This is a genomic window from Serinicoccus profundi (genome assembly GCF_008001015.1).
GTDB lineage: Bacteria > Actinomycetota > Actinomycetes > Actinomycetales > Dermatophilaceae > Ornithinicoccus > Ornithinicoccus profundi.
The window spans coordinates 3,194,633-3,220,177 of sequence record NZ_CP042862.1 but is presented as its reverse complement, the minus strand read 5'-3'; the positions used below and the strand labels follow the sequence as shown (position 1 = coordinate 3,220,177).

The window sequence follows — 25,545 nt, the reverse complement described above, 5'->3', positions numbered from 1 at the left end:
GCAGGATCGCGTCCATGCCCTCAGAGCCAGCACGTCCCGTTGCGGGGAGCCCGCCGGCGCCGCGGCTCATCATGCTGTCGGGGCCGATCGCCAGTGGCAAGAGCACGGTGGCAGCCCTCCTCGCCGACGCCGCGCGCGACCGGGGTCTGACGGTCGCGCTGACCGATCTCGACACGGTCGCCGAGATGGCGCTGCCGACCCTGCCTGACTGGGACTGGGTGCACCGCGTGCACGCCGATCTCGTCGGTGCGTGGCTCGGGACGGACGTGGAGCTGGTCGTCGACGAGGGCACGTCGTCCCGGGAGGAGGTCGATCTCGTGCGCCGTCACGCGGTGGGGGTGAGCGTTGCCCACGTCATCCTCGTCGCCGACCTGGAGCGGGCGCACGCCAGGGCAACAGCCGATCCTGGGCGCGGCATCAGTCGGGACTACGCCTTCCTGAGCGCCGACCACGAGAGGTTCGCCGCGGAACGGGCGCAGCTGCCGTGCGACCTGTTGATCGACGTCGAGCGCGGCACCCCGGAGCAGCACGCCGCAGCGATCGTGGAGAGGTTCCTGCCCGACCGCCGGTGAGGTGCAAGAACGCAGATGAGCAAGCTGGGTCCGCTCGCTGCACCATGGCCATGGTGTCGTCAGCAGAACAGGCTTGCCCAGGTTCGGGAGAGGGACGGCGACAACCATCTGCGGCGCTCGGTGGAGTCGGGGCAGTTGGCAGCTGGGCAGAACCCTAGAAGCCGACGATCTTGACGGCCGGCCGGCGGGTCGGTTGGGAGCGCCCGCTGTCGTAGCCGCCCAGGAATCCCTGGGTGACCTCGACCTGCGCGCCGTGGCGGACGTGCTCGATGTACAGGCGTGGGCGGTCACCGGTAGACCCGTGGGGGGCGCCCCACTCCCAGCGCACCCGGTCGGCGTCCTTGATGACCAGCTCGCGCTCAGCGACGGTCAGACCCTCCGGACGCCATACCTGCAGCGTCTCGCCGTGCTCGAAGGAGAGGACCAGCTCGTCGTCCTGCGCGGTGGCGTCCACGATGCGGTGCGCGGTGTCGAAGCGGCCCCCGAAGATGTCGCCGAAGACGACCGGCGTTCCGGGCCTCAGGTCGGGGAGCCGACTGGTGAGCTCGGCGACGATCTGCTGTGCCCCTGTCACGTCTCCACGGTATGCCTGGCCTACCACCACGACCACCATCTGAGCGTCGGCGGCGGTGTCGGCGACGTTCGTGGCGTCGTGCACGAGCCTCGAGCGCCGCGGCGTACTCGCCCGGCGCGAAGAGGTAGATCCCCTCGATGCGCGGGATGCCCTCGAAGAACGGCAGGAGGGCACCGACCTGGCTGACGATGCCTTTTCGTCCCGAGAGCTTCCCGATGAGCGCCCGCCCTCGAGGGGTCACGCAGAAGCCCCCCTCGACGATCTCGACCAGACCGGAGGCCATGAGGGTCCCGAGGCCGACGGCGCTCTCCGTCTCGCTGGGCACGCTCGCGTCCCGGGCGTCCGTGGTCGAGAGCAGGCTGTCGATGGAGACGCCGCGCCGACGGCCGACGGAGAGCAGGAGCAACGCGTCTGACGTGGTCCACCCTTGCGGGGCGTCGTGCGGGCTCATGCCCGTCAGTCTGCCCCGCCCCGGCGATGCTGTCCGCCGAGGCGCCCTGGCGGCGACGCGTGATGACGGCTGGCGCGCTCGTCGCGCGCTGTGTCGGTGCTGCGACGTAGAGTGGAGAGCACCCAACGACGGGAGGCGCATCGTGGCGCGTGCAGGTCGGCAGGCAGAGGAGCTGACACCCAGGTCCGCGCGGGCCGAGTCGGTCCGGGACATCGCGCTGAGGTATGCCGGGGAGCGGGGGCCGCTGCTCGAGATCCTCCATGCGACGCAACGCGAGCACGGCCACGTCGCCGATGAGGATGTCGTCGAGATCGCCGACGTCCTCAACCTCTCGGTGGCCGAGGTGCACGGCACGGTGAGCTTCTACCACGACTTCCGCCGCACCGCCCGGCCCGACCACGTCGTCCAGATCTGCCGGGCGGAGGCCTGTCAGGCAGTCGGCGGGGCCGACCTCTACACCTCCGCGCAGGAGCTCTTCGCGCACCGCGAGGACGTCGAGGTGCGCGAGGTCTTCTGCTTCGGCAACTGCGCCCTGGGCCCCAGCGCCAGCATCGATGGCCGACTCCGGGCCCGCACGACCCTTGACGACATCGCGGCGGCGGAGTCGGGGTGGTCGCGATGACCGCGAGCGGCCGGGGATGCATCGCGTGGGTGCCGCAGGACTCATCCGCCCGCGCCGTGGGCGCCGACGAGGTGGCCGCCGCGCTGTCCGCGATCGACAGGGTCACCGTCCGCCGCAACGGCACCCGCGGCATGCTCTGGCGCGAGCCGCTCGTCGAGGTCGAGACCGAGCGGGGGCGTGTCGGCTACGCCAACGTGACGGCGGACGACATACCTGCGCTGGTCGAGGCCGGCATGCTCGCCGGCGCGCCACCACGAGCGACGCCCGGTGGTGCTGAGGACGACCACGCGCGGCGCTCGGTGGAGTATGTCGGGATCGTCGACGACGACCCCTGGCTCACCGCGCAGGACCGCGTCAGCCTGGCCCGCATCGGACTCGCCGAACCCACCGACATCACCGCCTACGAGGCCCAGGGCGGATGGGCGGGCCTGCGCCGCGCCCTCGAGCTCGACCCGGAGGACGTCGTCGAGGAGGTCGTCACCTCCGGGCTGCGCGGTCGTGGCGGCGCGGGCTTCCCGACCGGGGTCAAGTGGCGCACGGTGCTCCAGGCAGAGTCCGACCTGAAGTTCGTGGCGTGCAACCTCGACGAGGGCGACTCCGGCACCTTCGCCGACCGGATCCTCGCCGAGGCCGACCCGTTCACCCTCCTGGAGGGCATGACGATCGCTGCCGTCACCGTCGGCGCGACCGAGGGCTTCATCTACTGCCGCAGCGAGTATCCCGACGCCATCGAGCGGCTGCGCGACGCCATCGCCGTCGCGACCGAGCACGGCTACCTCGGTGACGATGTCGCGGGCAGCGGCCGGGCCTTCCGGCTGCAGGTCCGGGTCGGCGCCGGCGCCTACATCTGCGGCGAGGAGACCTCCATGCTGGAGTCCCTCGAGGGCCGCCGCGGGGAGGTCCGCGCCAAGCCGCCCATCCCCGCCCTCCAGGGCTTGTGGCGCAGCCCCACGGTCGTCAACAACCTGCTGTCCTTCGCCGCGATCCCGATGATCCTCGCCGAGGGCGGCGAGGCGTATGCCGCTCGCGGCGTCGGCAGGTCCCGCGGCACCCAGATCTTCCAGCTCGCCGGCAACATCGCCCGCGGCGGCGTCTACGAGGCGCCCCTCGGCATCAGCCTGCGCGAGCTCGTCGAGGACATCGGGGGCGGCACCCGCAGCGGCCGACCGGTGCGGGCCGTCCAGGTCGGCGGCCCGCTGGGTGCCTACCTCCCTGCCGACCGGCTCGAGGTGCCGATGGGCTACGAGGAGCTCGCCGAGGCAGGCGGCATGCTCGGGCACGGCGGCGTGGTCGTCTTCGACGAGGGCGTCGACATGGCCCGCATGGCCCGCTTCGCCATGGAGTTCTGCTCGGTCGAGTCCTGCGGCAAGTGCACGCCCTGCCGCATCGGCTCGACCCGCGGCGTCGAGACCATCGACGCCATCACGGCCACCCCGGCCGGCGCTCCGGGTCGCGACCAGCTCTTCGTCCTCCTCGAGGACCTCTGCGCCACCATGACCACCGGATCGCTGTGCGCCATGGGCGGGCTCACGCCCGTCCCGGTCCGCAGTGCGCTCACCCATTTCCCGGAGGACTTCGAAGGGAGCCCGCGATGACCGCCACCATCCCCACCGCAGAGCAGGTCGCCAGCCAGCTCGGCCAGGTGAGCCGCGACGGCGAGGTGACAGCAGGGCCCGGTGCAGAGGGCCGGGCTGGCAGCGCCACCGCCGAGGCGACGGGCGCGGCATACCTGCCCGAGGCCGACTTCGGCACCCCGCGGGTGACCAGCGAGGCCACCGTCACGCTCACCATCGACGACCGCGAGGTCACCGTGCCCGAGGGCACGTCGGTGATGCGTGCGGCGCGCGAGGCGGGGGTCGAGATCCCGAGCCTGTGCGCGACCGACTCGCTCAAGGCCTTCGGCTCCTGCCGCCTCTGCCTCGTCGAGGTCGAGGGCGGCAAGGGCGCCCCCGCCTCGTGCACCACCCCCTGCGCCGACGGCGCGGTCGTCCGCACCCAGACCGAGCAGGTCCGCCGCGTCCGGCAGGGTGTCATGGAGCTCTACCTCTCCGACCACCCCGCGGACTGCCCCGGCTGCGCCCGTGGCACCTGCCAGATCGCTGCGCTCGCCCGGCAGACCGGGGTCGCCGAGGTGCGCTACGGCCTGCGTGAGCCCGCCGACCGCGGCGCCCTCGACACCTCCAACCCCTACTTCGACTACAGCCCGGACGCCTGCATCGCCTGCTCCCGCTGCGTGCGGGCCTGCTCCGACATCCAGGGCACCTTCGCGCTCACCGTGGAAGGGCGCGGCCTCGCCTCCCGCATCGCCCCCGGTCCTGCCGACTTCTTCGGCTCCGAGTGCGTCTCCTGCGGCGCCTGCGTGCAGGCCTGCCCCACGGACGCGCTCACCGAGAAGTCCGTGGTCAGCCTCGGTATGCCGAAGCGCACCGTCGAGACGACGTGCGCCTACTGCGGGGTCGGGTGCTCCTTCCGGGCCGAGGTGACCGACCGCCGCGACGAGCAGACAGGGCAGATGCGCACCGAGGTCGTCCGGATGATGCCGCTCAAGGCGGGCAAGGCCAATGAGGGCCACAGCTGCGTCAAGGGCCGTTTCGCCTACGGCTACACCGACCACGAGGACCGCCAGATGTCGCCGATGGTCCGCGACTCCCTCGAGGAGGAGTGGCGCACGGTCTCCTGGGAGGAGGCCATCGGCCGGGTCGCGGAGGGGTTCCGGGCGATCCAGGACCGGCACGGCGTCGGTTCGATCGGCGGCATCAGCTCCAGCCGCTGCACCAACGAGGAGGTCTACGTCGTCCAGAAGATGGTGCGGGCCGCCTTCGGCAACAACAACGTCGACACCTGCGCCCGGGTCTGCCACAGCCCCACGGGCTACGGCCTCAACCAGACGTTCGGCACCTCCGCCGGCACCCAGGACTTCGCCAGCGTCGAGGACACCGACGTCGTCCTGCTCATCGGTGCCAACCCCACCGACGCGCACCCGGTCTTCGCCTCCCGGATGAAGCAGCGTCTGCGCGAGGGCGCCCAGATCATCGTGGCCGACCCGCGCCAGATCGGGCTCGTGCGCTCCCCGCACGTGGAAGCGGCATACCACCTGCCGTTGCTGCCCGGCTCCAACGTCGCCTTCGTCAACGCGATGGCGCACACCATCGTCACGGAGGGGCTGCACGACAAGGGCTTCCTGGAGGAGCGGTGCGAGGACGTCGAGTCCTACCTCGACTTCATCCGAGCCCCTGAGAACTCCCCGGAGGCGACCGCAGCGTCGACCGGCCTGGACCCCGAGCAGGTGCGCGAGGCCGCCCGACTCTACGCCGCGGCCCCCAACGGCTCGATCTACTACGGGCTGGGGGTCACCGAGCACAGCCAGGGCTCGACGATGGTCATGGGGATGGCCAACCTCGCCATGGTCACCGGCAACATCGGGCGACCGGGCGTCGGCGTCAACCCGCTGCGGGGACAGAACAACGTGCAGGGCTCCTGCGACATGGGGTCCTTCCCGCACGAGCTGCCCGGCTACCGTCACATCTCGCTGCCCGAGGTCCGCGCGATCTACGAGGACCTCTGGGGCGTCACCCTCGACCCGGAGCCGGGGCTGCGGATCCCCAACATGTTCGACGCGGCGATCGGCGGCAGCTTCAAGGGGCTCTTCGTCCACGGCGAGGACATCGCGCAGTCCGACCCCAACCTGCAGCACGTGCGCGCCGCCCTCACCTCGATGGAGATGGTCGTGGTGCAGGACCTCTTCCTCAACGAGACCGCGCGCTACGCCCACGTCTTCCTGCCCGGCAGCAGTTTCCTGGAGAAGGACGGCACCTTCACCAACGCCGAGCGCCGCCTGGGGCGGGTGCGGCCGGTGATGCCGAGCCGGGTCGGCAAGGACGAGTGGCAGGTCGTCTGCGACATCGCCACCGCCATGGGCTATCCGATGGAGTATGCCTCCGCCTCGGCGATCATGGACGAGATCGCCGCGACGACGCCCACCTTCGCGGGGGTGAGCTTCGCGCGGCTGGACGCCGAGGGCTCGATGCAGTGGCCGGTCAACGACAAGGCGCCCCACGGGACGCCGACGATGCACGTGGAGGAGTTCGTGCGCGGCAAGGGCAAGCTCATCCCGACCGTCTTCGTCCCCACGACTGAGACGACCAACCGGCGCTTCCCCCTCATCCTCACGACCGGGCGGATCCTCACGCAGTACAACGTCGGGGCCCAGACCCGGCGCACCGCCAACTCCTCCTGGCACCCCGAGGACGTCCTCGAGCTGCACCCCGCGGACGCCGAGATGCGGGGCATCCGCAGCGGTGACCGGGTCGAGGTGTCCAGCCGGGTCGGGGCCACGACGCTCACCGCGCTCGTGTCGACTCGGATGCAGCCGGGCGTGGTCTACACGACCTTCCACCACCCGGTCAGCGGGGCCAACGTCGTGACGACCGAGAACTCCGACTGGGCCACGAACTGCCCGGAGTACAAGGTGACCGCGGTCCAGGTGGGCGTGGCCAACGCCGGGCGCGACCGGGAGGTGGAAGAGGAGGTCGGCGACGGCCACGACCCGGTGGACCCGGCCGTCCAGGTCGTCGGGGTGGGCCGATGAGCCAGTACCCGGCCGAGCCGTCGGGCGGGTTGCCGCCCGAGGGTGCGCCGCGGAGTGACGAGCCGGACCTCGACGCCCCCACAGACGCGGACCCGACACCGGATCAGGGCCCGCCCGTCGGCGAGGAGGCGGACGCGCAGCGGCGTCAGCGGCTGCCCGCCGAGGTGCGGATGGGGGAGGACATCGCGCGGGCGATGGCGCACCACCCGCCGGAGCGGGCGGCCGAGGAGATCGCCACCCACCTCCGCAAGTTCTGGGACCCGCGGATGCGCTCCTCGATCCTCGCCCGCGTCGCGGCGGGGGAGGAGATGGACGACCTCCTGCGGGCCGGCGTCGAGCTCTACCGCCAGGGCGAGATCGACCGCTCCGAGGTCGCGGAGCCCTCCGGTGGCTGAGGGCCGGCACGGCGAGGTCTCGGCCCGTGCGGTCAGGGGACGGTCTGACGCCAGCGAGCAGGGGCCGCCCCGCGTCATGACGGAGCCGGTCTCCCCACGGTTCGACGGGATGTATGTCCTCGCCGGGCTCGGGTGGGGCGCGCTCGTCGGGGCGCTGATGGGGGCGGCCTTCGCCCTGCTGGCTGTCGCCAGGGACGCGTCGGTGGCCGCTGGGGGTGACGAGACGCTCTGGGCCGGTGCCACGCTCGGGCTGCTGGCCACCGGGATGTTCTTCGGCGGGCTGGTCGGGCTGCTGCCCGGCCTGGCGGCCGGGCTGGCCTGCGCCACGGTCATGCCGTGGACCGCCGGGCAGCGGAGCCGGGGTTGGCTGTGCGCGGCCTTCGCGACGGCGGCCGGTTGCCTCGCGCTGGGCGTGACCACCGGGCTGCTCGGGTCCTGGTCCGGCACGGAGGGCCTCGGCACCACGCTGCTGAGCATGGCCCTCGTCATCGTGGCACCGAGCGTCGTCGGCGGGGTGCTCATGGCCTGGTCCACCCGCCCGTTGCGTCCGCCCCAGCGGCTGGCCTGACGGGGGCTGCTGCCGCGCAAGCCGTTACGGGACGCCCCTCACTCACAGCCGCCAGGTCATCTGGCAGCCTGCTCGAGGGGGCTGTCAGATGACGTCGCGGCTGTCAGTCGAGTTTCAGGGCGCGCCGGTGCCACAGCCACAGGCCGGCGCCGAGGGCGGCGAAGAGTGCGCTCGTCAGGGCGGCGGTGAGCAGGCTGCCGGTGACCAGGGGCGAGATGACCCCCGCCAGCAGCGCGTTGAAGACCAGCGCCGCGAAGGACGCCATCGACGCGGCGGCCCCCCGCGCCTCGGGGAAGAGGTCGAGCATCGCGAGCTGCTGCACGGGGAAGGCCACCCCGATCGCGATCCCCATCGCGGCCGGACCCAGCACCGCCCACGGCAGCGTCGGGGCCACCGCGCAGAGCAGCACGTTGAGCGCCGCCGCGGCCAGCAGGCCGGCCATGGTGAGGTCGACCATCCGGTTGCTGTCGACCCGACCGGCGAACCGGTTGGTCAGCAGCGAGCCGGTCACCATGCCGCCGATCATCGGCACGAAGAGCATCCAGAAGTCCTGCTCGCCCTTGCCCAGCAGGTCGACGACGACGATCGGGGCGGAGACGACATACAGGAAGTAGGCGGCGAAGACGAAGGCCGAGGAGAACGCCAGCCGCTCGAACCGCCCGGAGCGCGCCACCTGCCACAGCGACCCCACCACCGCCCCGACCCGCAACGGCGTGCGGCGCTCCTGGGGCTGCGTCTCGGGCAGCACCACGGCGGTGAGCACGGCGGCGCCGATGCCGTAGGCCGCGACGAACCAGAAGATCCAGTGCCACGGCCCGAACCGCAAGATCTCCCCGCCGATGACCGGCGCGATCGCCGGCGCGATGGCGAAGATCATCATCACCCGGGCCATGAGCCGCTGGGCCTCGGCGCCGGAGAACAGATCGCGGATCACTGCCCGGCTGACGATCGTCGCAGCCCCGGCGAACAGCCCCTGCGCCACGCGGGCGGCGAGCAGGAAGCCCAGGGTCGGAGCGAGGGCGCAGGCGACGGAGGCGACGACATACCCGATGAGCCCGCCGATCATCACCGGCTTGCGGCCGAGCGCATCGGACAACGGACCGTGGAAGATGCTCATCACGGCGAAGCTGAGCAGGTAGATGCTGGTGATCTGCTGCAGCGCCGCGGTGTCGGCGTCGAAGTCGCGGCCGATGGCCTCGAAGCCGGGGAAGATCGTGTCGATCGTGAACGGCCCGATCATCGCCAGCGCGGCGAGGGTGCTCGTGACCAGCAACGTCGCGCGGCGGGGGTATGCCGTCGCCCCGGTCTGCGCTGCGGACTCGGGTGCGGGGGAGGTCACCAGGTCACGGTAGCCGCGGACCGGTGGACGTGTGTCGGTGGGCGGCCCTAGGTTCGGTGGTGTCCAGCTCCGCCGGAGCAGACGAGGCGAAGGAGCCCCCATGTCCACCCGTGACAGCTACGCCGCAGGCACCCCCTGCTGGATCGACCTCATGACCGCGGACGTCGACGCCGCGACGGGGTTCTACACCTCGCTCTTCGACTGGACGGCGCAGGACAGCCACGGCGAGGACGGCACCCGGATCTACACCAACTTCCTGCGCGAGGGTCAGGTCGTGGCGGGGATGAGCGGTCAGCCGCCGGAGATGGCCGAGGCCGGTATGCCTCCCGTCTGGAGCACCTATGTCGCCACCGAGGACCTCGACGCCACCGTCGCCACGGTCGAGCAGGCCGGTGGGAGCGTGCTCATGCCGACCATGGACGTCATGGACGCCGGCCGGATGGCCATCGTCGGCGATCCCGGCGGCGCCGCGATCAGCCTGTGGCAGGCGGGGAGCCACCAGGGAGCAGACGTGTGCAACGAGACCAACACCTGGGCTGGAACGAGCTGCTGACGCGCGACCTCGACACGGTCTCGGCGTTCTACTCCACCGTCTTCGGCTGGGACTACGACGACATGGAGATGCCCTACGGCAGCTATCGCGTCATCAGGGGTGGCGACGAGGGCGGGCTCGGCGGCCTCATGACGATGCCGCCGGAGGTCCCGGAGCAGGTGTCGAGCTACTGGAACGTCTACTTCATGGTGGACGACCTCGAGGCGATGCTGGGCCGGGTCACCGACCTCGGTGGCCAGGTGGTCCACGGGCCGGACGACATGGCCGGTGTGGGCCGGATCGCGACGGTCGCCGACCCTCAGGGAGGCACCTTCCTCCTGCTGGAGCCCGCGTCGCAGGGCTGAGGCGAGGGCTCAGCGGCGCAGCTGCCAGCCGCCCTGGACCCCGGCGGTGCGGAAGCCGAGCTCGGCATTGATGGCGAGCATGTGGGTGTTCTCCTCCGCGTTCCACGTGTGCAGGCGCTGGGTGGCGGGCTGGTGCGCATGCAGGGCGAGGAGGTTGGCGGCCTTGACCCGTGCTCCGAGCCGGTGCCCGCGGTGGTCGCCGTGCACGAGGGTGTCGTCCTGGAAGCCGGCGACCGGGCGCCCCCGCGGCACCGAGATCTCGGTGTAGGCGACGGGTCGGCCCTCGTGCAGCGCGACCGTCGTCACCACGTCACGGCCGGCGGCGTCCATCCGCTCGTCGCGCCGGACGATCTGGTCGACGTCCCAGGCCTCCTCCTCGTAGTCCAGGTCCGCGCCGGGCGCGTCCACGCTCATCCGGGAGCGCAGAGCCGCCATCCCCTCGCGCAGGTCGAGTGGCGTGACGCCGATCCAGCTGCGCAGGCGGTGGCGCGGGCTCGCGCTCGGACCGGCCTCCGCAGAGGGGTTGGAGGCGCCGGGGCCCTCGTCGGCGATCAGCCGAGCGGCGGCGAGGGCGGCGGCATCGAGTGACAGGACGCTGTAGCGCTCGACCTGCTCCAGGACGAAGCCCGCGTGGGCGAGCCACCGGGCGCGCTCGTCCTCCTCGACCGCCCCGGCGCCGCTGCGCGCTGCGAGCCGTCGGGCGCCCGCACCCTGGGGCGGATGCGTCGCCCAGCAGTGGATCACCCGCCGCTCGTGCTCGTCGAAGACCCGCGCAGCCTCCTGCCAGAGCGCGTCGTAGACCGCCGACTCGTCCTGGCCGGGCAGGTGGTTGGGGAAGAAGTAGCCGAGGGTCCGGTTGTCCCGCAACGGCATCCACACGTGTGCCGCACCGACGACCTCACCGTCCGGGTCGGCTGCGCCCCGATCGGAGCCGCCCGCGAGCGCCACGAGACGCACCCGCCGACTGGTGTCCTGCCAGGTGTAGGACGTAGCGATCGACTCCACCGGGTCGACGAGGTCGTCGTGACCGACGAGCTGCTCGTGGTGGGCCCGCTCGACCTCGACCGTGGCCGCCAACCACGGGTGCGGGCGAGCCGGGTCATCTGGCACGGGCACGGTCGCGACGCGGAGGGGCATACCCCGATCCTCGGTCACGCCCGGCCGCCGCGCCAGGCAATTAGCGGATCGGCGGGCTACCATCGACGGTCGGGGGCGCAGCCACACGGCAGGCGCCTCTCGTCGTGTCCGTGAGCAGCAAGGAGATTTCGTTGAGCGTCGCCGGCATGGGAGCCATCCCGATCGAGGGCGGGTACGCCTTCCGCGTGTGGGCGCCGAACGCGTCCTCGGTGAGCGTCATCGGAGACTTCAACGAGTGGGACCCCTCGGCTCACGGCATGGAGTCCGAGGGCAACGGCCACTGGTATGCCGAGGTGCCCGGCGCGCAGACGTGGCAGGAGTACCAGCTCCTCGTGAGCAACGGGGACCAGTCCTTCCACCGGATCGACCCGCGGGCCCTGGCGGTCACCAACTCGGTCGGCAACGGCCTGCTCTACGACCACTCCGCCTTCGACTGGGAGGGCGACGACTTCACCCCTCCGCGCCAGCACGAGACGGTGATCTACGAGACGCACATCGGCTCCTTCGTCGCCACCGAGAACGGTCGCCCGGCTGACCTCGGTGACCTCATGGGCAAGCTGGACTACCTCGTCGAGCTCGGCGTCAACGCCATCGAGCTCATGCCGCTCATGGAGTTCGCCGGCGACTACTCCTGGGGCTACAACCCGGCCCACATCTTCGCCGTGGAGTCCAGCTACGGCGGCCCGGACGCGCTCAAGACCTTCGTCCGTGAGGCGCACAAGCGCGGCCTCGCGGTCTACGTCGACGTCGTCTACAACCACTTCGGCCCGAGCGACCTGCCCACCTGGCAGTTCGACGGCTGGTCGGAGAACGGCAAGGGCGGCATCTACTTCTACAACGACCACCGCAGCGCCACCCCGTGGGGCGACACCCGCCCGGACTACGGCCGTCACGAGGTGCGCGACTTCATCCTCGACAACGCACGGATGTGGCTGCGGGACTATCACGCCGACGGCCTCCGGCTCGACATGACGCCCTACATGCGCCGGGTCGACGGCACCCACGGCGACGAGATCCCCCAGGGCTGGGACATGATGCGCCGGATCGGGGAGATGGTCCGCACCGAGTTCCCCCGTCACCTCGTCATCGCCGAGGACCTGCACGGTGTCGCCGCCGTCACCTCCACCGAGTCCGGTGGTGCCGCGATGCACGCTCAGTGGGACAACAAGTTCGTCCACCCGGTCCGCGAGGCGCTCATCACCCTCGACGACGCGCACCGGTCCATCGCCGCGGTGGCGGCGGCGGTGACGCATACCTATCAGCACTCCTTCGACCGGGTCATCTACACCGAGTCCCACGACGAGGTGTCCAACGGCAAGGCGCGGATCACCTCCGAGGTCGCCGGTGACAACCCGAGCGGGTGGAACGCGCAGAAGCGCGCGACCCTCGGTGCCGCGCTGGTGCTCACCGCGCCCGGCCTCCCGATGCTCTTCCAGGGCCAGGAGTTCCTCGAGGACGAGTGGTTCCGCGACAACGTGCCGCTGGACTGGGAGCGGGCCTGGGCCTTCCGCGACATCACCCAGATGTTCCGAGATCTCGTCCGGATGCGGCTCAACCGCGACGGCGACACGGCCGGCCTGTCGGGCCCGCACACGACGATCGTCGCCGCGGACGAGGACGCCAACCTGCTCGCCTACGTCCGCTCGACCGGCGACGGGCACCACACCCTGGTCGCGATCAACCTCTCGGCGCACGCCGTGCAGCGGCCGGTGGAGCTGCCCGGCGGGCTGTGGCGGGTGCGCTTCAACAGCGACGCGCGGACCTACAGCCAGCTCTTCGGCGACCACCAGACGCCCGACGTCGACGCGCAGGACGGCGTCGGCACGCTCGACATCGGGCCGTACTCGCTCGTCGTCTACGCCCCGGCCTGAGGCGAGATGGCCTCCTCGCCCTCGACGTCGTCCCGCATGGTGTCGGGGGTCATCCGGTGCTCGAGTCCCCAACGCACCGCCTGGGACCGGCGGGTCACGCCCATCTTGCGGTAGGCCGTGCGGATGTAGGTCTTGACCGAGTTGATCGACAGGTAGGTCCGCAGCGCGATGTCGTTGTTGGTCAGCCCCTGCGTGATGAGGGTGATGATCTCGGCCTCCCGGGCCGACAGTCCCTCGGCGCGCCCCGGCCAGTCGCCGGGCGAGTGCGGCTCGGGGGTGGGCAGGCGACTGGAGGCCGGCTCGACGACGACCTCACCGGCCGCCACCCGCTCCAGGGCGGTGACGAGCTCGGCGCCGCTGACCGTCTTGCCGATGTAGCCGCGGCAGCCCTTGGCCAGGGCGATCTCGACCAGGGCCGGGTCGACGTTCCACGTGTAGACCACGATCGCCCCCGGGTCCTCGCTCTCCAGGACGTCGTCGAACTCCTCGCCGTCGACCTGGGGCTCGGAGAAGGTGTCGTAGAGCGTGAGGTCGACCGAGCTCTCGACATCGACCTGGGCCCCGAGCTCGACGACGCTGATCCGCTCGCCGAAGGGCTCCAGCATCGCGTGCAGCCCCCGCACCACGACCTCGAAGTCGTTGACGAGGGCGACCCGGAGCGGAGTTCCATCGGACATGCCCAGCACGTTACGCCGCGGCAGGCGGCGTGGCGCGGTGAAGTGCCGCACCCGCCCCGTCGCGTTCCACCCTTTCGGGGGTAGCGACCCCGTGCTCGCGCTGCCTATATTTCGGCGCGTGCCCGTGACTGTTGCTGTCCTGACCATGACACGTGGGCATCACGACCATCTGCTGGCGCAGGTCGACGGTCTCTCCGTGGGTTCCCTGCCTCCCTCGCTGCACGTCGTGATCTCCATGGGCGACCGTGACCTCACCCGCGGTCGGCTGCCGCTCGGCACGGACCGCTGGAAGACCATCGTCAAGCCCATCCACACCGACCGTCGGGCGCTGCCCTACGCCGCCGCCCGCAACCTCGCCGCGGAGCTGGCGATCGAGGTCGGGGCCGAGGTGCTGATCTTCCTCGACGCGTCGGTCATCCCCGGGTCGCGCACGCTGGAGCGGTATGCCAAGGCCGTCACCAAGGACACCGAGGACGCAGTCCCGGCCGGCCCGGTGCTGTGGAGCGCGCCGGTGCTCCGCCTGCCCCCGGTGGCCAACCCGGCCCTCGGTTACCCGCTGCGCCAGCTGCACGACCTCAGCCTCCGCGCGCCGGGCGCCCCGGCCCTCGCTCCCGGCGAGCTGCAGGTGGAGCAGCGCCTGCACCTGTTCACCCCCGCCAGCTTCGCGCTCAGCGCGAGCGACTTCCAGCAGGTCGGCGGCTTCTGCGCCGACTACGCCGGGCCCGGCCTGGAGGCCGCCGACTTCGTCCGGGCCGTCTCGGGTGCGGGAGGTTCCCTGGTCTGGGTGGGTGGGGCCGAGGCCTACCGCCAGCCGGTCGATGCGCTCACCGAGGACCAGGAGTCGCGGTATGCCCGCAGCCACGCCGCGGTCTGGCGCGAGCGCTGGGGCGCCGAGCCCGACCACCCCTGGCTCACCCGTCTCGTCGGCGAGGGCGTGATCCGGCGCGACGCCGCCGGCCGCATCCCCGACCCCCCACGCCGCTGACCTCGGGTCCGCCGGGTCGAGCCCCGGCGCGGCCCCTCGGCCTTGCCCAGCCGGTGGTCCGTCAGTCGCTGACCTCGACGACCCCCCTCGCGCCTCGTTCCGCGTCGACCATGAGGTGTGAGACCACCGGGTAGTGGCCCGCCTCCGGGAAGCTCAGCTCCACGAAGCCGCCCTGGGCCGCCTGCAGGCCCAGTGCCTGGGCGCCGGTGCCCTCGGCCTGCGGGCCGAGCAGGTAGGTGCCCTCGGCATACATCGTGTCGAACTGCCCGCCCACCACGTGGAAGGACGTCGCCCGGTTCGGGCCGGCGTCGAGCACCCAGAAGCGCACCCGCTCACCGACCCGCGCCTCGAACATCTCCCCGGCCTCGCCGTACTGCCCCGCGATCCCGTTGAAGGTGACGAAGGCCGGACGCTCGGCGAGGATCGCGTCGGCGTCCACCTCGGCGGGCGCCTCCCCGCCCTGGCCGGTACCGGGCGCGAGGTAGACCTCGGACTGCACGACGACGTACTCCCGGTCGACCTCCGGCAGACCCTCGCGCGGCTCGATGATGACGGCACCGGCCATCCCAGCGGCGATGTGGCTGCTCATCGGCATCGTGGAGCAGTGGTACATCCAGATGCCTGCCCGCTCCGCCGTGAAGCGGTAGACCAGCGACTCCCCAGGAGCGATCGTCCGCATCGGCCGGTCTGGGGCGAGGGCACCGGCGTGGAAGTCGATGGAGTGGCCCATCGTGCCGTCGTTCTCGAGCGTGATCTCGAAGACGTCCCCGACCCGGCCGTGCAGCGTCGGCCCGGGCGCCCGCCCGTTGAAGGTCCACCGCGTCTGCGTCACGCCCGGGGCCACCTCGAGCTCCACCTCCTCGGCGGTGAGGGTCAGGCGGTGCACCCGCTCCTCGCCGAGCGGGTCGAGCACCGGGTCCACCGGGTCGGTCACCCGGGCGTCCGGGTCCAGGAACGGCGTCGCGCTGTCGGGGTATGGAGTGCCAGGGGATGCGGTGCCGTCGTGCTGGCCATCGGCGTGGGTGCCGTCACCGTCCGAGGCGCCGCCCACGACGACGACGTCGAGCACCATCCCCACCTGGCGGTGGCCGACGATCGTGCACCAGCCCTGGGTGGAGCTCTCGACGACCCCCACCTCCAGGGTCGCGGTCTCCCCGGGTGCCAGGCGCGCCGTCTTCGCCCCGAGGAGCTGCAGGTCGTGCACGGTGGTCGGATCGGCGTTGACGAGCTCGACGACCAGCGCGTTGCCGGCGGGGACCGTGATCGTCGAGGGTTCGAAGCGCATGTCGAGCGCCTCGACCCGGACGGTCGTGGTCTCGCCGGTGGGCTCGACGGCGGCGCCACCGGACGCGCCGACCCCCGGGCGGACGGTGCCGGTCAGCCCGGCGGCCGCCGGGTCGGCGGCGACCCCGAGGCTGACGGCCAGCACCAGGGCCGAGAGGGCGGCGACGAGCTGCCCGCCGGACCACACCGACGGCATCCGGTCGGGTGCCCCAGGTGGGGTGCCGGGGGTGGGGGTGGCGCCGGCCGGCGGCTGCGCGGCGGCTCGGGACGCCTCGACCTCCCACTTGGCGCGGACGGCCGCGCGGATCCCGGCCAGCATGAGCGGCACGAAGGCCGCCAGGGCCAGCACAACGAGGACCGAGAGCACGACCCGGACGATGCTCGGCACGGGCAGCAGGCACAGCAGCAGGCCGACGTTGACCACGGTGAGGCGGGCGGTGCCCCACCGGTCGAACCAACGCTGCCCGGCGCGGACCACCGTCTTGCCCCCGCCCTGGACGGAGGGCAGGAGGTAGGACAGCGCACCGGAGAGCAGCTGGGCGGCGAAGCCGACGACGAGGACCGCCACGGTGGGCCCGAAACCGTCCGCGAACGCGGCCCAGTCCGGTGCGGACCCCAGGCGCCAGAGCACCAGGGTCAGCCCGACGAGCCACCAGAGCAGGGCCAGCCCGACCGAGGCGGGGGCGAATTCGCGCGGCGGCGCGGCGAGCACCGGGGGCAGGACGGCCGAGGCCCACCAGAGCAGGGCCAGGGCGTAGGCACCCAGGGCGCCCACGGTGAGCCAGCGCAGGTCCATCAGCGCCCCGCCGACCACGGTGAGCAGGGCGAGGGTGAAGACCGGCAGGGCCTGCCGGGCCCGCCCTTCGGCGGCGGGGCCGATGCGGGTGCGCAGCATCGTCGGCCACAGGGTGAGCAGGGTGCCGGTGACTGTCAGCCCCACCCAGCCCAGGATGTTGACCATCGCGTGGGCCAGCAGGAGGCGGCCGTGCCAGGCGTCGCTGAGCCCCAGCGCCAGGGTGGCGCCGAGGGCCGCGCCGACCGGGAGGCACAGGGTCGCCACGACGTAGTAGCGCACGGTGACCCGGAACCGTCCCGGCAGGGCGGCCCGGAGCCGACGCACCAGCTGGACGCCGTGCCACAGCACCGCGACGCTGACCAGGCTGGCCCCGAGCAGGATGACCGGCCAGGTGGCGGTGGGCACGCCGATCAGCGTGAGGGTGGTGCCGCCGAGCAGCAGCCAGAGCCGCTTCGACTGCGTCCGGCGGTCGTCCAGGCCGGGGCGGGTCTTGAGCAGGGCCTGGGTGAAGTGCGTGCTCCACACCATGATCGAGTGGGTCAGCGCCCCCAGCAGGACCAGGTGCACCATCAGCCAGCGGGACTCCGGCACGAACGGGTGGACGAAGGTCATCAACCCCGCGAGCGCCAGCCACAGCACCCCCGGGCGGTCGCGCAGACCCCACGTGCCCCGGGCGCCGGCCCCCGGGCGGGCGGCGGGACCGGCGTCCGGTCGGGGGCCGGGGGCGGTGGACAGCTCAGGCATGGTGCATCGCCTCGTGGGGAGCCGGGCGGTAGACGGCCCGGGTCGCCCGGGTGCCGATCACCACCGAGATGAGCAGGAAGAGGATCAGGGCCGCCACGTTGCCGAGCAGCGCGAGCTGCCAGACCGGCAGGGTCCGCAGGCCGATCCCCACCAGCGCCAGGGAGAGCACCCGGCCGGCCAGCGTGAGGTGCAGGAGGATGAGAGGGACCCACATGGCACGGTGGTAGGGCAACCGCACCCGCAGCACCGCGGGCAGGATGACCGGCGCGTGCGCCAGGATCATCGACATCGCGAAGCCGAGGAAGGTCGCGTGCACGACGACGTCGTAGACCTGCCCCCCGGGTCGCCCGAGGAGCAGGAGCAGCAGCCCGGCCAGGGCCAGCCAGACGTAGCCCGCCAGCAGTGCCGTCGCGGCGAAGCGCGGCAGGCCGGTCGCGTTGATCATCCGGCGGGCGACGTCGTGCCGCACCAGCCAGAGGGTCAGCAGGAGCAGGCCGAGGCCCAGGGCCCGCCAGGCGATGCTCCCCACGACCGGGGATCCCGCCACCGCCACGACCGTCGCTGCCGCGAGCGCCACCACGCCGGCCAGGACGGCGACACGGTCACCGGCCCCGGACGGCATCGCCAACCGCGCCAGCTCGACGCGCTCGGCCGCGATCGTCAGCACGACGAAGCCGACCAGCAGGGGCAGGACGGCGGCCACCTCCACCCGGGTCAGAAGCAGCGCGGCGGCCAGCGCGAGCACCGCGCCCAGCCCCTCCACGGCGATGGTGACGTCCCGGTTGCGACGCCAGAGCGCGGCATACACCAGCGCCAGGGTGAGCAGCCCCTGGGCCAGCAGCAGTCGGCCCGCCAGGGGCGCGGGCAGCACCACGAGCGCCAGGGCCCCGGCGGCGCACAACCCCGGGGCGAGGAAGCCCCAGGCCGCCCGCAGAGCCGTGGCCCGCTCCAGCGCGATGACGGTGCCGAGGAAGCCGAGGACCATGAGCGGCCCGTGCAGCTCCGCCAGGCGTGCGCTGCCCACCGGGGCCGGCACGCCCGCCAGGGTCAGCCCGGCATCCATCCCGGTCAGCAGCGCGAGCCCGCCGGGCAGCAGGAGCAGGGGTGCCAGTGGTCGGGGGGTCGGCATACGGGAGGGCCGGTGGCCGTCAACGACCGAGGGGTGTGTTGTCGTCGACCTCGACCCAGTCCGGGCCGTCCAGCGCGATCGCGGCGGCCGGGAACAGGCCGTTGTCCTCCCGGTCGATGTGATGACGCAGCAGGTCCTCGAAGACGGGGAAGGAGGCGTGGCCCCCGGCCCGGATCTCCGCCAGCTGCGCGTCGAGCGTGGTGTGCTCGCGGCACAGGTCGTCGATGTGGTCGGTGAACTGCTCGCCGCGGCGCATGACGGCGAAGAGCCCGACCTCCTCCGCCCGGGTGTGCGGGGAGAGGAGGTCGGCCAGGGCGTCGGCGGTCGTCTCGACCACGGCCTGGTCACCGGTCCGGCAGGCCCGGCGCAGCTCGCCCGCGGCGTTGATGATCTCGGTGTGCTCGGTCATGAAGCGGCCGACCACCTCGATCGACTCGCAACCGCAGTACGTGCACATCAGGCGTGGCGGGAGAAGCGCAGCGTCCAGGCGTCGGGTCCGCGCTCCAGGTAGTCGTGCGTGACCGCGTCGCCCTCGCGCTCGGCGATCTGCCCGAGCAGGGGCAGCGGGTCGTGCGGGGCGATGAGGTCGAGCTGCTGGCCGGGACGCAGTCCGGAGAGCGCGCCGAAGATGGTGGCGTGCCGGATCGCGTGGGGAATCTCGCGGGCGTCGAGCGCCGGGATGCCCTCGTCACCGGAGCAGCCGCAGCCACACCCGCCCTTCTCGACGACGGGGAGCTGGGTGCGGGTCGAGTCGGTCATGAGTCCTCCTGGTCCTGGGGCGCCCGAATTGACGTCTCGACCAATATAGACTAAAAAAAGGATGTCGGGTTGCGGCATGCTGGTCCTATCGTCACTGCACACCGACAGGCAATGCACCAGTAGCCCTCTTCGCAGGAAGGCCGGACCATGGACGAGTCGACCGAAGTGCCCCTGTCCGAAGGACATGTCAGCCCACCGACGCCCAAGGGGTCGGACCGGGGTACGGCTCGCACGATGCTCGTGATGGCGACAGTGGGCTTCGCCATCTGCTTCTGGGCGTGGGCGCTGCTCTCGCCGTTGGCCGTCACGCTGCGCGAGGAGCTCGGGCTGAGCTCCCTGCAGCAGTCACTCGTCGTCGCCACCCCGGTGCTCGTCGGATCGCTCGGCCGCATCCCCGTCGGTGCTCTCACCGACCGGCTCGGTGCCAGGGTGATGTTCCCCGTGGTCGCGGCCCTGACCATCATCCCGGTGCTCTTCCTGGGCTTCTTCGGGGACAACCTCACGGCGCTGCTGCTCGGCGGCTTCTTCCTCGGCATCGGGGGGACCTCCTTCGCCGTCGGTGTGCCGTTCGTCAACGCCTGGCATTCTCCCGCCCAGCGGGGCGCCGCCCTCGGCCTCTTCGGCATGGGCACGGGTGGCACTGCGGTCGCGGCCTTCACGACCCTGCAGCTGTCCAACGCCTTCGGCCGACCGGCGCCGTTCGTCCTGGTCGCCATGCTGCTGGGGATCTACGCAGTCGTGTCCTGGCGCGTCCTACGGCCGGCGCCGGGGCGGGGCACGGGCGCGAGAGGCGGCAACTGGCTGACCAACGCGATGCGCACGCTGGCGACCCCGGTCGCGCTCAAGCTGGCCGTCCTCTACGCCATCGCCTTCGGCGGATTCGTGGCGTTCAGCGTCTATCTGCCGACCTATCTCGTCAACAACTTCGGTATGGAGAAGGGCGCCGCGTCCTTGCGGATGGCCGGTTTCGTCGTCGTCTCGGTGCTGGCTCGACCCGTCGGCGGCTGGTTGTGCGACAGGTTCGTCAAGACCCTTGTCCTGGCGTCGTTGCTCGTGGTCACCGGTCTGTTCGCCCTGCTCGCGGCTCTGGTGGGAGCAGGGACGACCGTCATCGTCGGCGACAGCACCATCCCGGTGGCCCTCGAGCCGGTCGGCACGGTGGCCTTCCTCGGGATGGCCGCGGGTCTGGGAGCAGGCGCAGGCGCGGTCTTCGCCCTCGTCGCGGCCCTGGTCGAGCCCTCCAGGGTCGGTGCAGTCACCGGTGTCGTCGGCGCGGCCGGCGGCCTCGGCGGGTTCGTCCCTCCGCTGCTCATGGGGGTCATCTACGACGCCTACGGCAGCTACACCATCGGTCTGCTGGCCCTGGCCGTGGTCGCGGTGATCGGTGGCCTCTACACCGGCGTGGGCTTCCGGAAGGAGTTCCGGGCCACGACAGGATGAGGGTTGAGGCACCACAGCCCGGCACACCCATGGACGGAGAGGAGGCAGGATGACGGAGGCACGGCAACCGGAAGGCACTCCGGCGGTACCCGACGTGGGCGCGGCCCTGCTGCTCTCCCCTGTTCGTCGGGGCATCGTCGAGGAGCTCAGCAGTGCCATGCCGCACGAGCGCACGACCGGCCTCAGCGCGGCCGAGTTGGGTGAGCGGCTGGACCTGCACGTCACCACGGTCCGTTTCCACGTCGACCAGCTGCTCGACGCCCGGATCCTCGACGCTCGCTTCGTCCGGGACGGGGGTGTCGGTCGCCCGAGCAAGAGGTACGTCCTGCGCGAGGTCCCGCTCGGCGAGAGCACGTCGACGGAGGGGGCGCCCTTCGTCGTCCTGGCCGGACTGCTCACCTCGGTCCTCTCGGCGCAGGAGATGGACCGACTCACGCCTGAGGAGGCGGGCGCCCGCTGGGCCACCGAGCGAGCAGCGTCCCTGCGGACCGGTAGGCCGAGGGACCACGATGCCGGCCCGACGGGTGAGGCTGGTTCGACGGACGCTGCCACCTCGACGCGCGAGGACCAGCTGGGCAAGGTGCGCGACGTGACCCGCCTCCTGACGGACTGGGGCTACTCTCCCGAGATTTCCGACGAGGAGAGCGGTGAGGTCGGGATCACCCTGCGCGACTGCCCCTTCCTGACACTGGCCGCCTCGCACCCCGACGTGGTCTGTGGCGTGCACCGCGGTCTGCTGAAGGGCGCCCTCGATGCTGTCGGCGAACCCGGGGCGAAGGTCAGCCTCCGGCCTTTTCACGGGCCCCACCACGTGTCGTGCGCTGCTCCAGCTCGCCCCCCCGGCCACCAGTGGACCCACCAACGCCGACGTCACGTCGGCGTCGTCGATCGAAGGAGATCACCGATGACGGATACCCAGCGCAGCAGGGCCGGCCTGGACGGCCCGTTGAGCCAGGCACTGGTCAGCACGAGCCGGTTCTTCACCCGCGGGGAGGTCTCCGACGACCAGCGCTCGGTGCACGTCACGGGTGGCCGGTCCGGCGATGCCTTCTACCGTGATCGGTGGAGCCACGACAAGGTCGTCCGATCCACGCACGGCGTCAACTGCACCGGGTCCTGCTCCTGGAAGGTCTACGTCAAGGACGGGATCATCACCTGGGAGGCCCCAGCAGACCGACTACCCCTCCGCCGGTGCGGATCGACCGGAGTACGAACCCCGCGGCTGTCCCCGGGGGGCGGCGTTCTCCTGGTACACCTACAGCCCGACCCGGGTGCGCTATCCCTACGTCCGCGGGACGCTGCTCCAGCTGTTCCGCGAGGCCAAGGAGATGTATGGCGACTCCGTGGTCGCGTGGGCCTCGATCGTCCAGGACGAGGGAGAGGGCCCGGGCCTACAAGAGCGCTCGTGGCAAGGGCGGCCTCGTCCGCGCTACCTGGGAGGAGGTGGTCGACCTCATCGCCGCGGCGCACGTCTACACCGTCAAGCGCTATGGTCCCGACCGGATCGCCGGTTTCTCCCCCATCCCCGCGATGTCTCCGGTCTCCTACTCCTCCGGATCCCGCTTCCACGAGCTCATCGGTGCGCCGATGCTCTCCTTCTACGATTGGTACGCCGACCTGCCCAACGCCTCCCCGCAGATGTTCGGGGACCAGACCGACGTCCCGGAGTCGGGGGACTGGTGGGACGCGGCATACCTCATCATGTGGGGCTCCAACGTCCCGCTCACCCGCACCCCCGGACGCCCACTGGATGACCGAGGCACGCTACCGGGGACAGAAGGTCATCGCGGTCGCCCCCGACTATGCCGAGAACGTCAAGTTCGCGGACGAGTGGGTGGCCTCCGCGCCGGGCACGGATGCCGCGCTGGCGATGGGCATGGGACACGTCGTCCTGAAGGAGTTCTTCGTGGACCGCCAGGTCGACTTCTTCACCGATTACAACCAGCGCTTCACCGACCTGCCCTACCTCGTGACGCTCGAGCCCGTCGAAGGCGAGGAACGAGCTTCGTCGACGGAGCAGGGAGAAACGGGCAAGCGGAGCGAGCACCGAGCAGTTTTCCGTCCGGGCAAGTTCCTCACCGCCGGTGACCTGGATGACCACCACCCGGAACGGGAGAGCGCCAACGCACTGTGGAAGCCGGTGGTGCTGGATCGGGCCGTGGACGACGTCGCGGTCCCGAACGGCTCCATCGGGCATCGCTTCGGCGACGAGGACGCCGGACGCTGGAACCTCGAGCTCGACGGGATCGAACCCGCCCTGACGCTCTACAGCAGCGCTGGCGACGCCGTCGAGGTGGTGCTGCCCCGGTTCGACAACGTGGAGGGCAACGCGCGCCATGAGCGTCGCGGCGTGCCCGTCCGGCGGGTCGGGGACCACCTGGTCACCACGGTCCTGGACCTCATGCTGGCCCACTACGGCGTCGGTAGGGAGGGACTGCCCGGTGACTGGCCGACCGGCTACGACGACCCGTCCGCCCCTGCCACTCCGGCCTGGGCGGCGGAGATCTGCGGGGCGCCCGTGGAGCAGATCGTCCGGATCGCCCGGGAGTGGGCGCAGAACGCCATCGACACGGGCGGTCGCGGCATGATCCTCATGGGTGCCGGCACGAACCACTGGTACCACTCGGACCAGATCTATCGCGCCATGCTCGTGCTGACGACCATCTGCGGCACGCAAGGCCGCAACGGTGGCGGCTGGGCCCACTATGTCGGCCAGGAGAAGGTCCGCCCGATCATGGGTTTCCAGCACCTGGCCTTCGCGCTGGACTGGGTGCGTCCGCCACGGCACATGAACCAGACGGCGTACTGGTACGTCAACACCTCGCAGTACCGCTACGACACCTTCGACGCCGACGGCATCAACGGCCGGACCGGCGCCTTCGCCGGGCAGACGACGATGGACCTGCTCGCCCAGTCGGTGCGCCTGGGTTGGACGCCGTCCTACCCTCAGTTCGACCGGTCCTCGCTGCAGGTCGCCGACGAGGCCGCCGAGGCCGGGATGAGCGCCGGCGAGTATGTCGCGAGCCAGCTCACGACGGGGAGGCTGAAGTTCGCGGTGGAGGACCCGGAGCACCCGGACAACTACCCCCGGATCCTGTCGTTGTGGCGGGCCAACCTGCTGGGCTCCTCGGCCAAGGGCAACGAGTACTTCCTCAAGCACCTGCTCGGCACCGACAGTGCCGTCAAGGCCGAGGAGGCGGGCGAGCAGCATCGCCCGACCCAGGTCGTCTGGTCCGACCGGGCAGGCGAGGGCAAGCTCGACCTCCTGCTCACCCTGGACTTCCGGATGACCAGCTCCACCCTCTTCTCCGACGTGGTCCTCCCGGCGGCCACGTGGTACGAGAAGCACGACATCAACACCACCGATATGCACCCCTTCGTGCACTCCTTCAACCCTGCCATCGCCCCGCCCTGGCAGTCCAAGACCGACTGGGAGGCCTGGAAGGCGATCGCCAGACGCTTCTCCGAGCTTGCGGTCGAGCATCTCGGCACCCGCCGGGACGTCGTCACCAAGCCGCTGTGGCACGACACCCCGGAGGCGATGGCGACCGTCCACGGCACGGTGCGGGACTGGAAGTCCGGGGAGGTGGACGCCATACCGGGCAAGACCCTCCCGGTCATCGCCGAGGTGGAGCGGGACTACACCGCGGTCTACGACAAGATGACAGCGATCGGCCCGCTCCTGGAAGAGGTCGGCATGCTCACCAAGGGCGTCAAGTATGAGGTGTCCCGGGAGATCGACATCCTGCGGCAGCGCAACGGCGCGGTCCGGGGAGGCGTCGCCGACGGTCGGCCGAACCTCGACACCGACGTGCAGTTCGCCGACGCGATCCTGCACCTGTCCGGCGTGAGCAACGGCCACCTGTCCACCCAGGGGTTCAAGTTCCTCGAGAAGCGCACCGGCACCCAGCTGCACGACCTGTCGGCCGAGCACGAGGGCAAGCAGATCACCTTCAAGGACACGCAGGCCGCCCCGGTGCCGGTCATCACCTCGCCGGAGTGGTCGGGGTCGGAGAGCGGCGGGCGGCGCTACAGCCCGTTCACGATCAACATCGAGCGATCCAAGCCCTTCCACACCCTCACCGGGCGGCAGCAGTTCTACCTCGACCACGACTGGATGCAGGGGATGGGCGAGACGCTGCCGACCTACCGGCCGCCGCTGGACATGACCACCCTCTTCGGGGAGCGGCGCCTCGGCGACACCACCGACGAGCTGGGTGCGGTCGCGGTCTCCGTGCGCTACCTCACCCCGCACAACAAGTGGTCGATCCACTCCGAGTACCAGGACAACCTGTTCATGCTCTCGCTCTCCCGCGGCGGCCAGACGATCTGGATGTCGGACGTGGACGCCGAGAAGATCGGGGTCAGGGACAACGACTGGATCGAGGCGGTCAACCGCAACGGCGTGGTCGCCTGCCGGGCGATCGTCAGCCACCGGATGCCCGAGGGCACGGTCTACATGCACCACGCCCAGGACCGGCTCATCGACGTCCCGCTCACGGAGACGGACAAGAAGCGCGGCGGCATCCACAACAGCCTCACCCGGATCCTGCTCAAGCCCAGCCACCTCATCGGCGGCTACGCCCAGCTCTCGTACTTCTTCAACTACATCGGCCCCACCGGCAACAACAGGGACGAGGTCACGATGATCCGCAAGCGGACCGCAAAGGTCGAGTACTGACGCACGGGGGCTCCGCCCCCGTGTCCCCCCGCTGGG

At 71.4% G+C, this 25,545-nt stretch carries 19 protein-coding genes and 2 pseudogenes; 13 read left to right on the top strand and 8 right to left on the bottom strand.

Annotation, left to right across the window (positions count from 1 at the left end; translation table 11 throughout):
- The first annotated feature begins 14 nt into the window (after positions 1-14).
- Complete coding sequence (locus tag FA582_RS14995) at positions 15-572, top strand: AAA family ATPase (RefSeq protein WP_010146630.1); 558 nt, start codon at positions 15-17, stop codon at positions 570-572.
- Positions 573-726: 154 nt separating this feature from the next.
- Here FA582_RS14995 and FA582_RS14990 read toward each other — a convergent pair whose 3' ends face one another.
- A complete protein-coding gene (locus FA582_RS14990) occupies positions 727-1,146 on the bottom strand; it encodes a hypothetical protein (RefSeq protein ID WP_141567503.1) in 420 nt (139 codons plus the stop codon).
- A 593-nt stretch (positions 1,147-1,739) separates the two neighbouring features.
- On the opposite strand from FA582_RS14990, the gene FA582_RS14985 reads away from it, so the two are divergent.
- The 5 genes from FA582_RS14985 to FA582_RS14965 are packed head-to-tail and all read left to right on the top strand — an operon-like array spanning position 1,740 to position 7,770.
- Positions 1,740-2,219 carry an NADH-quinone oxidoreductase subunit NuoE family protein gene (locus FA582_RS14985; RefSeq protein ID WP_010146628.1) on the top strand — a complete coding sequence of 160 codons (480 nt, stop codon included), beginning with the start codon at positions 1,740-1,742 and terminating at the stop codon, positions 2,217-2,219.
- A complete protein-coding gene (locus FA582_RS14980) occupies positions 2,216-3,814 on the top strand; it encodes an NADH-ubiquinone oxidoreductase-F iron-sulfur binding region domain-containing protein (protein ID WP_029540432.1) in 1,599 nt (532 codons plus the stop codon). The genes FA582_RS14985 and FA582_RS14980 overlap by 4 nt, the downstream gene beginning before the upstream one ends.
- Positions 3,811-6,807 carry a formate dehydrogenase subunit alpha gene (gene fdhF / locus FA582_RS14975; RefSeq protein WP_147899863.1) on the top strand — a complete coding sequence of 999 codons (2,997 nt, stop codon included), beginning with the start codon at positions 3,811-3,813 and terminating at the stop codon, positions 6,805-6,807. The genes FA582_RS14980 and fdhF overlap by 4 nt, the downstream gene beginning before the upstream one ends.
- A complete protein-coding gene (locus FA582_RS16795) occupies positions 6,804-7,202 on the top strand; it encodes a formate dehydrogenase subunit delta (protein WP_010146625.1) in 399 nt (132 codons plus the stop codon). The genes fdhF and FA582_RS16795 overlap by 4 nt, the downstream gene beginning before the upstream one ends.
- Positions 7,195-7,770: a hypothetical protein gene (locus FA582_RS14965; protein ID WP_010146624.1), complete on the top strand. Its 576-nt coding sequence runs from the start codon at positions 7,195-7,197 to the stop codon at positions 7,768-7,770. The genes FA582_RS16795 and FA582_RS14965 overlap by 8 nt, the downstream gene beginning before the upstream one ends.
- A gap of 103 nt (positions 7,771-7,873) precedes the next feature.
- Here FA582_RS14965 and FA582_RS14960 read toward each other — a convergent pair whose 3' ends face one another.
- On the bottom strand, positions 7,874-9,109 hold the full coding sequence (locus FA582_RS14960; RefSeq protein ID WP_010146623.1) for a multidrug effflux MFS transporter: 1,236 nt from the start codon (positions 9,107-9,109) through the stop codon (positions 7,874-7,876).
- Between the two features lie 100 nt (positions 9,110-9,209).
- Between FA582_RS14960 and FA582_RS14955 the strand changes: the two genes are divergently transcribed.
- Together FA582_RS14955 and FA582_RS14950 are read left to right on the top strand one after the other, a co-directional pair.
- Positions 9,210-9,662 carry a VOC family protein gene (locus FA582_RS14955; protein ID WP_147899862.1) on the top strand — a complete coding sequence of 151 codons (453 nt, stop codon included), beginning with the start codon at positions 9,210-9,212 and terminating at the stop codon, positions 9,660-9,662.
- A complete protein-coding gene (locus FA582_RS14950) occupies positions 9,623-10,006 on the top strand; it encodes a VOC family protein (protein ID WP_010146621.1) in 384 nt (127 codons plus the stop codon). The genes FA582_RS14955 and FA582_RS14950 overlap by 40 nt, the downstream gene beginning before the upstream one ends.
- 9 nt (positions 10,007-10,015) lie before the next feature.
- Here the strand turns inward: FA582_RS14950 and FA582_RS14945 are convergent, their stop codons facing one another.
- Positions 10,016-11,143 (bottom strand): GNAT family N-acetyltransferase, encoded by a 1,128-nt coding sequence (locus tag FA582_RS14945; protein ID WP_010146620.1) that lies wholly within the window; start codon positions 11,141-11,143, stop codon positions 10,016-10,018.
- 131 nt (positions 11,144-11,274) lie between these two features.
- Here FA582_RS14945 and FA582_RS14940 point away from each other — a divergent pair, with 131 nt between their 5' ends.
- The gene (locus FA582_RS14940) at positions 11,275-13,014 is read left to right on the top strand and encodes an alpha-amylase family glycosyl hydrolase (RefSeq protein ID WP_237707475.1); all 1,740 of its coding nucleotides are present in this window, start codon (positions 11,275-11,277) and stop codon (positions 13,012-13,014) included.
- Here the strand turns inward: FA582_RS14940 and FA582_RS14935 are convergent.
- Positions 12,999-13,691 carry a response regulator transcription factor gene (locus FA582_RS14935; protein WP_033228601.1) on the bottom strand — a complete coding sequence of 231 codons (693 nt, stop codon included), beginning with the start codon at positions 13,689-13,691 and terminating at the stop codon, positions 12,999-13,001. The genes FA582_RS14940 and FA582_RS14935 overlap by 16 nt on opposite strands.
- 196 nt (positions 13,692-13,887) lie before the next feature.
- Here FA582_RS14935 and FA582_RS14930 point away from each other — a divergent pair, with 196 nt between their 5' ends.
- Positions 13,888-14,676, top strand: a complete 789-nt coding sequence (locus FA582_RS14930) for a hypothetical protein (RefSeq protein ID WP_141567500.1) — start codon at positions 13,888-13,890, stop codon at positions 14,674-14,676.
- A gap of 61 nt (positions 14,677-14,737) precedes the next feature.
- Here FA582_RS14930 and FA582_RS14925 read toward each other — a convergent pair whose 3' ends face one another.
- The 4 genes from FA582_RS14925 to FA582_RS14910 are packed head-to-tail and all read right to left on the bottom strand — an operon-like array spanning position 14,738 to position 19,388.
- Positions 14,738-17,500, bottom strand: coding sequence for a multicopper oxidase domain-containing protein (locus tag FA582_RS14925; RefSeq protein ID WP_010146615.1), 2,763 nt, complete (start codon positions 17,498-17,500; stop codon positions 14,738-14,740).
- Positions 17,493-18,629 carry a hypothetical protein gene (locus FA582_RS14920; protein ID WP_010146614.1) on the bottom strand — a complete coding sequence of 379 codons (1,137 nt, stop codon included), beginning with the start codon at positions 18,627-18,629 and terminating at the stop codon, positions 17,493-17,495. Before FA582_RS14920 ends, FA582_RS14925 begins: the two co-directional genes overlap by 8 nt.
- Positions 18,630-18,648: 19 nt before the next feature.
- Entirely contained in the window at positions 18,649-19,038 is a 390-nt protein-coding gene (locus FA582_RS14915) for a hemerythrin domain-containing protein (protein ID WP_237707474.1), read from the bottom strand.
- 47 nt (positions 19,039-19,085) lie between these two features.
- The gene (locus tag FA582_RS14910; RefSeq protein ID WP_010146612.1) at positions 19,086-19,388 is read right to left on the bottom strand and encodes a DUF2249 domain-containing protein; all 303 of its coding nucleotides are present in this window, start codon (positions 19,386-19,388) and stop codon (positions 19,086-19,088) included.
- A gap of 243 nt (positions 19,389-19,631) precedes the next feature.
- Between FA582_RS14910 and FA582_RS14905 the strand changes: the two genes are divergently transcribed.
- The 3 genes and pseudogenes from FA582_RS14905 to FA582_RS14895 all read left to right on the top strand — a co-directional run bounded on the left by FA582_RS14905 (position 19,632) and on the right by FA582_RS14895 (position 25,509).
- Positions 19,632-20,828 carry an MFS transporter gene (locus FA582_RS14905; RefSeq protein WP_010146611.1) on the top strand — a complete coding sequence of 399 codons (1,197 nt, stop codon included), beginning with the start codon at positions 19,632-19,634 and terminating at the stop codon, positions 20,826-20,828.
- A 49-nt stretch (positions 20,829-20,877) separates the two neighbouring features.
- Positions 20,878-21,090: pseudogene (locus FA582_RS17760) on the top strand (winged helix-turn-helix domain-containing protein); the annotation flags it as partial.
- A gap of 642 nt (positions 21,091-21,732) precedes the next feature.
- Positions 21,733-25,509 (top strand): annotated as a pseudogene (locus FA582_RS14895) (nitrate reductase subunit alpha).
- The last annotated feature ends 36 nt before the right edge of the window (positions 25,510-25,545 follow it).

What these genes read in the sequence shown, in the direction of transcription:
- FA582_RS14935 (WP_033228601.1), bottom strand. Translation starts at nt 13,691, where the DNA reads ATGTCCGATGGAACTCCGCTCCGGGTCGCCCTCGTCAACGACTTCGAG.
- fdhF (WP_147899863.1), top strand. Translation starts at nt 3,811, where the DNA reads ATGACCGCCACCATCCCCACCGCAGAGCAGGTCGCCAGCCAGCTCGGC.
- FA582_RS14920 (WP_010146614.1), bottom strand. Translation starts at nt 18,629, where the DNA reads ATGCCGACCCCCCGACCACTGGCACCCCTGCTCCTGCTGCCCGGCGGG.
- FA582_RS14905 (WP_010146611.1), top strand. Translation starts at nt 19,632, where the DNA reads ATGGCGACAGTGGGCTTCGCCATCTGCTTCTGGGCGTGGGCGCTGCTC.
- FA582_RS14910 (WP_010146612.1), bottom strand. Translation starts at nt 19,388, where the DNA reads ATGACCGACTCGACCCGCACCCAGCTCCCCGTCGTCGAGAAGGGCGGG.
- FA582_RS14980 (WP_029540432.1), top strand. Translation starts at nt 2,216, where the DNA reads ATGACCGCGAGCGGCCGGGGATGCATCGCGTGGGTGCCGCAGGACTCA.
- FA582_RS14995 (WP_010146630.1), top strand. Translation starts at nt 15, where the DNA reads ATGCCCTCAGAGCCAGCACGTCCCGTTGCGGGGAGCCCGCCGGCGCCG.
- FA582_RS14915 (WP_237707474.1), bottom strand. Translation starts at nt 19,038, where the DNA reads ATGACCGAGCACACCGAGATCATCAACGCCGCGGGCGAGCTGCGCCGG.
- FA582_RS14925 (WP_010146615.1), bottom strand. Translation starts at nt 17,500, where the DNA reads ATGCCTGAGCTGTCCACCGCCCCCGGCCCCCGACCGGACGCCGGTCCC.
- FA582_RS14955 (WP_147899862.1), top strand. Translation starts at nt 9,210, where the DNA reads ATGTCCACCCGTGACAGCTACGCCGCAGGCACCCCCTGCTGGATCGAC.
- FA582_RS14945 (WP_010146620.1), bottom strand. Translation starts at nt 11,143, where the DNA reads ATGCCCCTCCGCGTCGCGACCGTGCCCGTGCCAGATGACCCGGCTCGC.
- FA582_RS16795 (WP_010146625.1), top strand. Translation starts at nt 6,804, where the DNA reads ATGAGCCAGTACCCGGCCGAGCCGTCGGGCGGGTTGCCGCCCGAGGGT.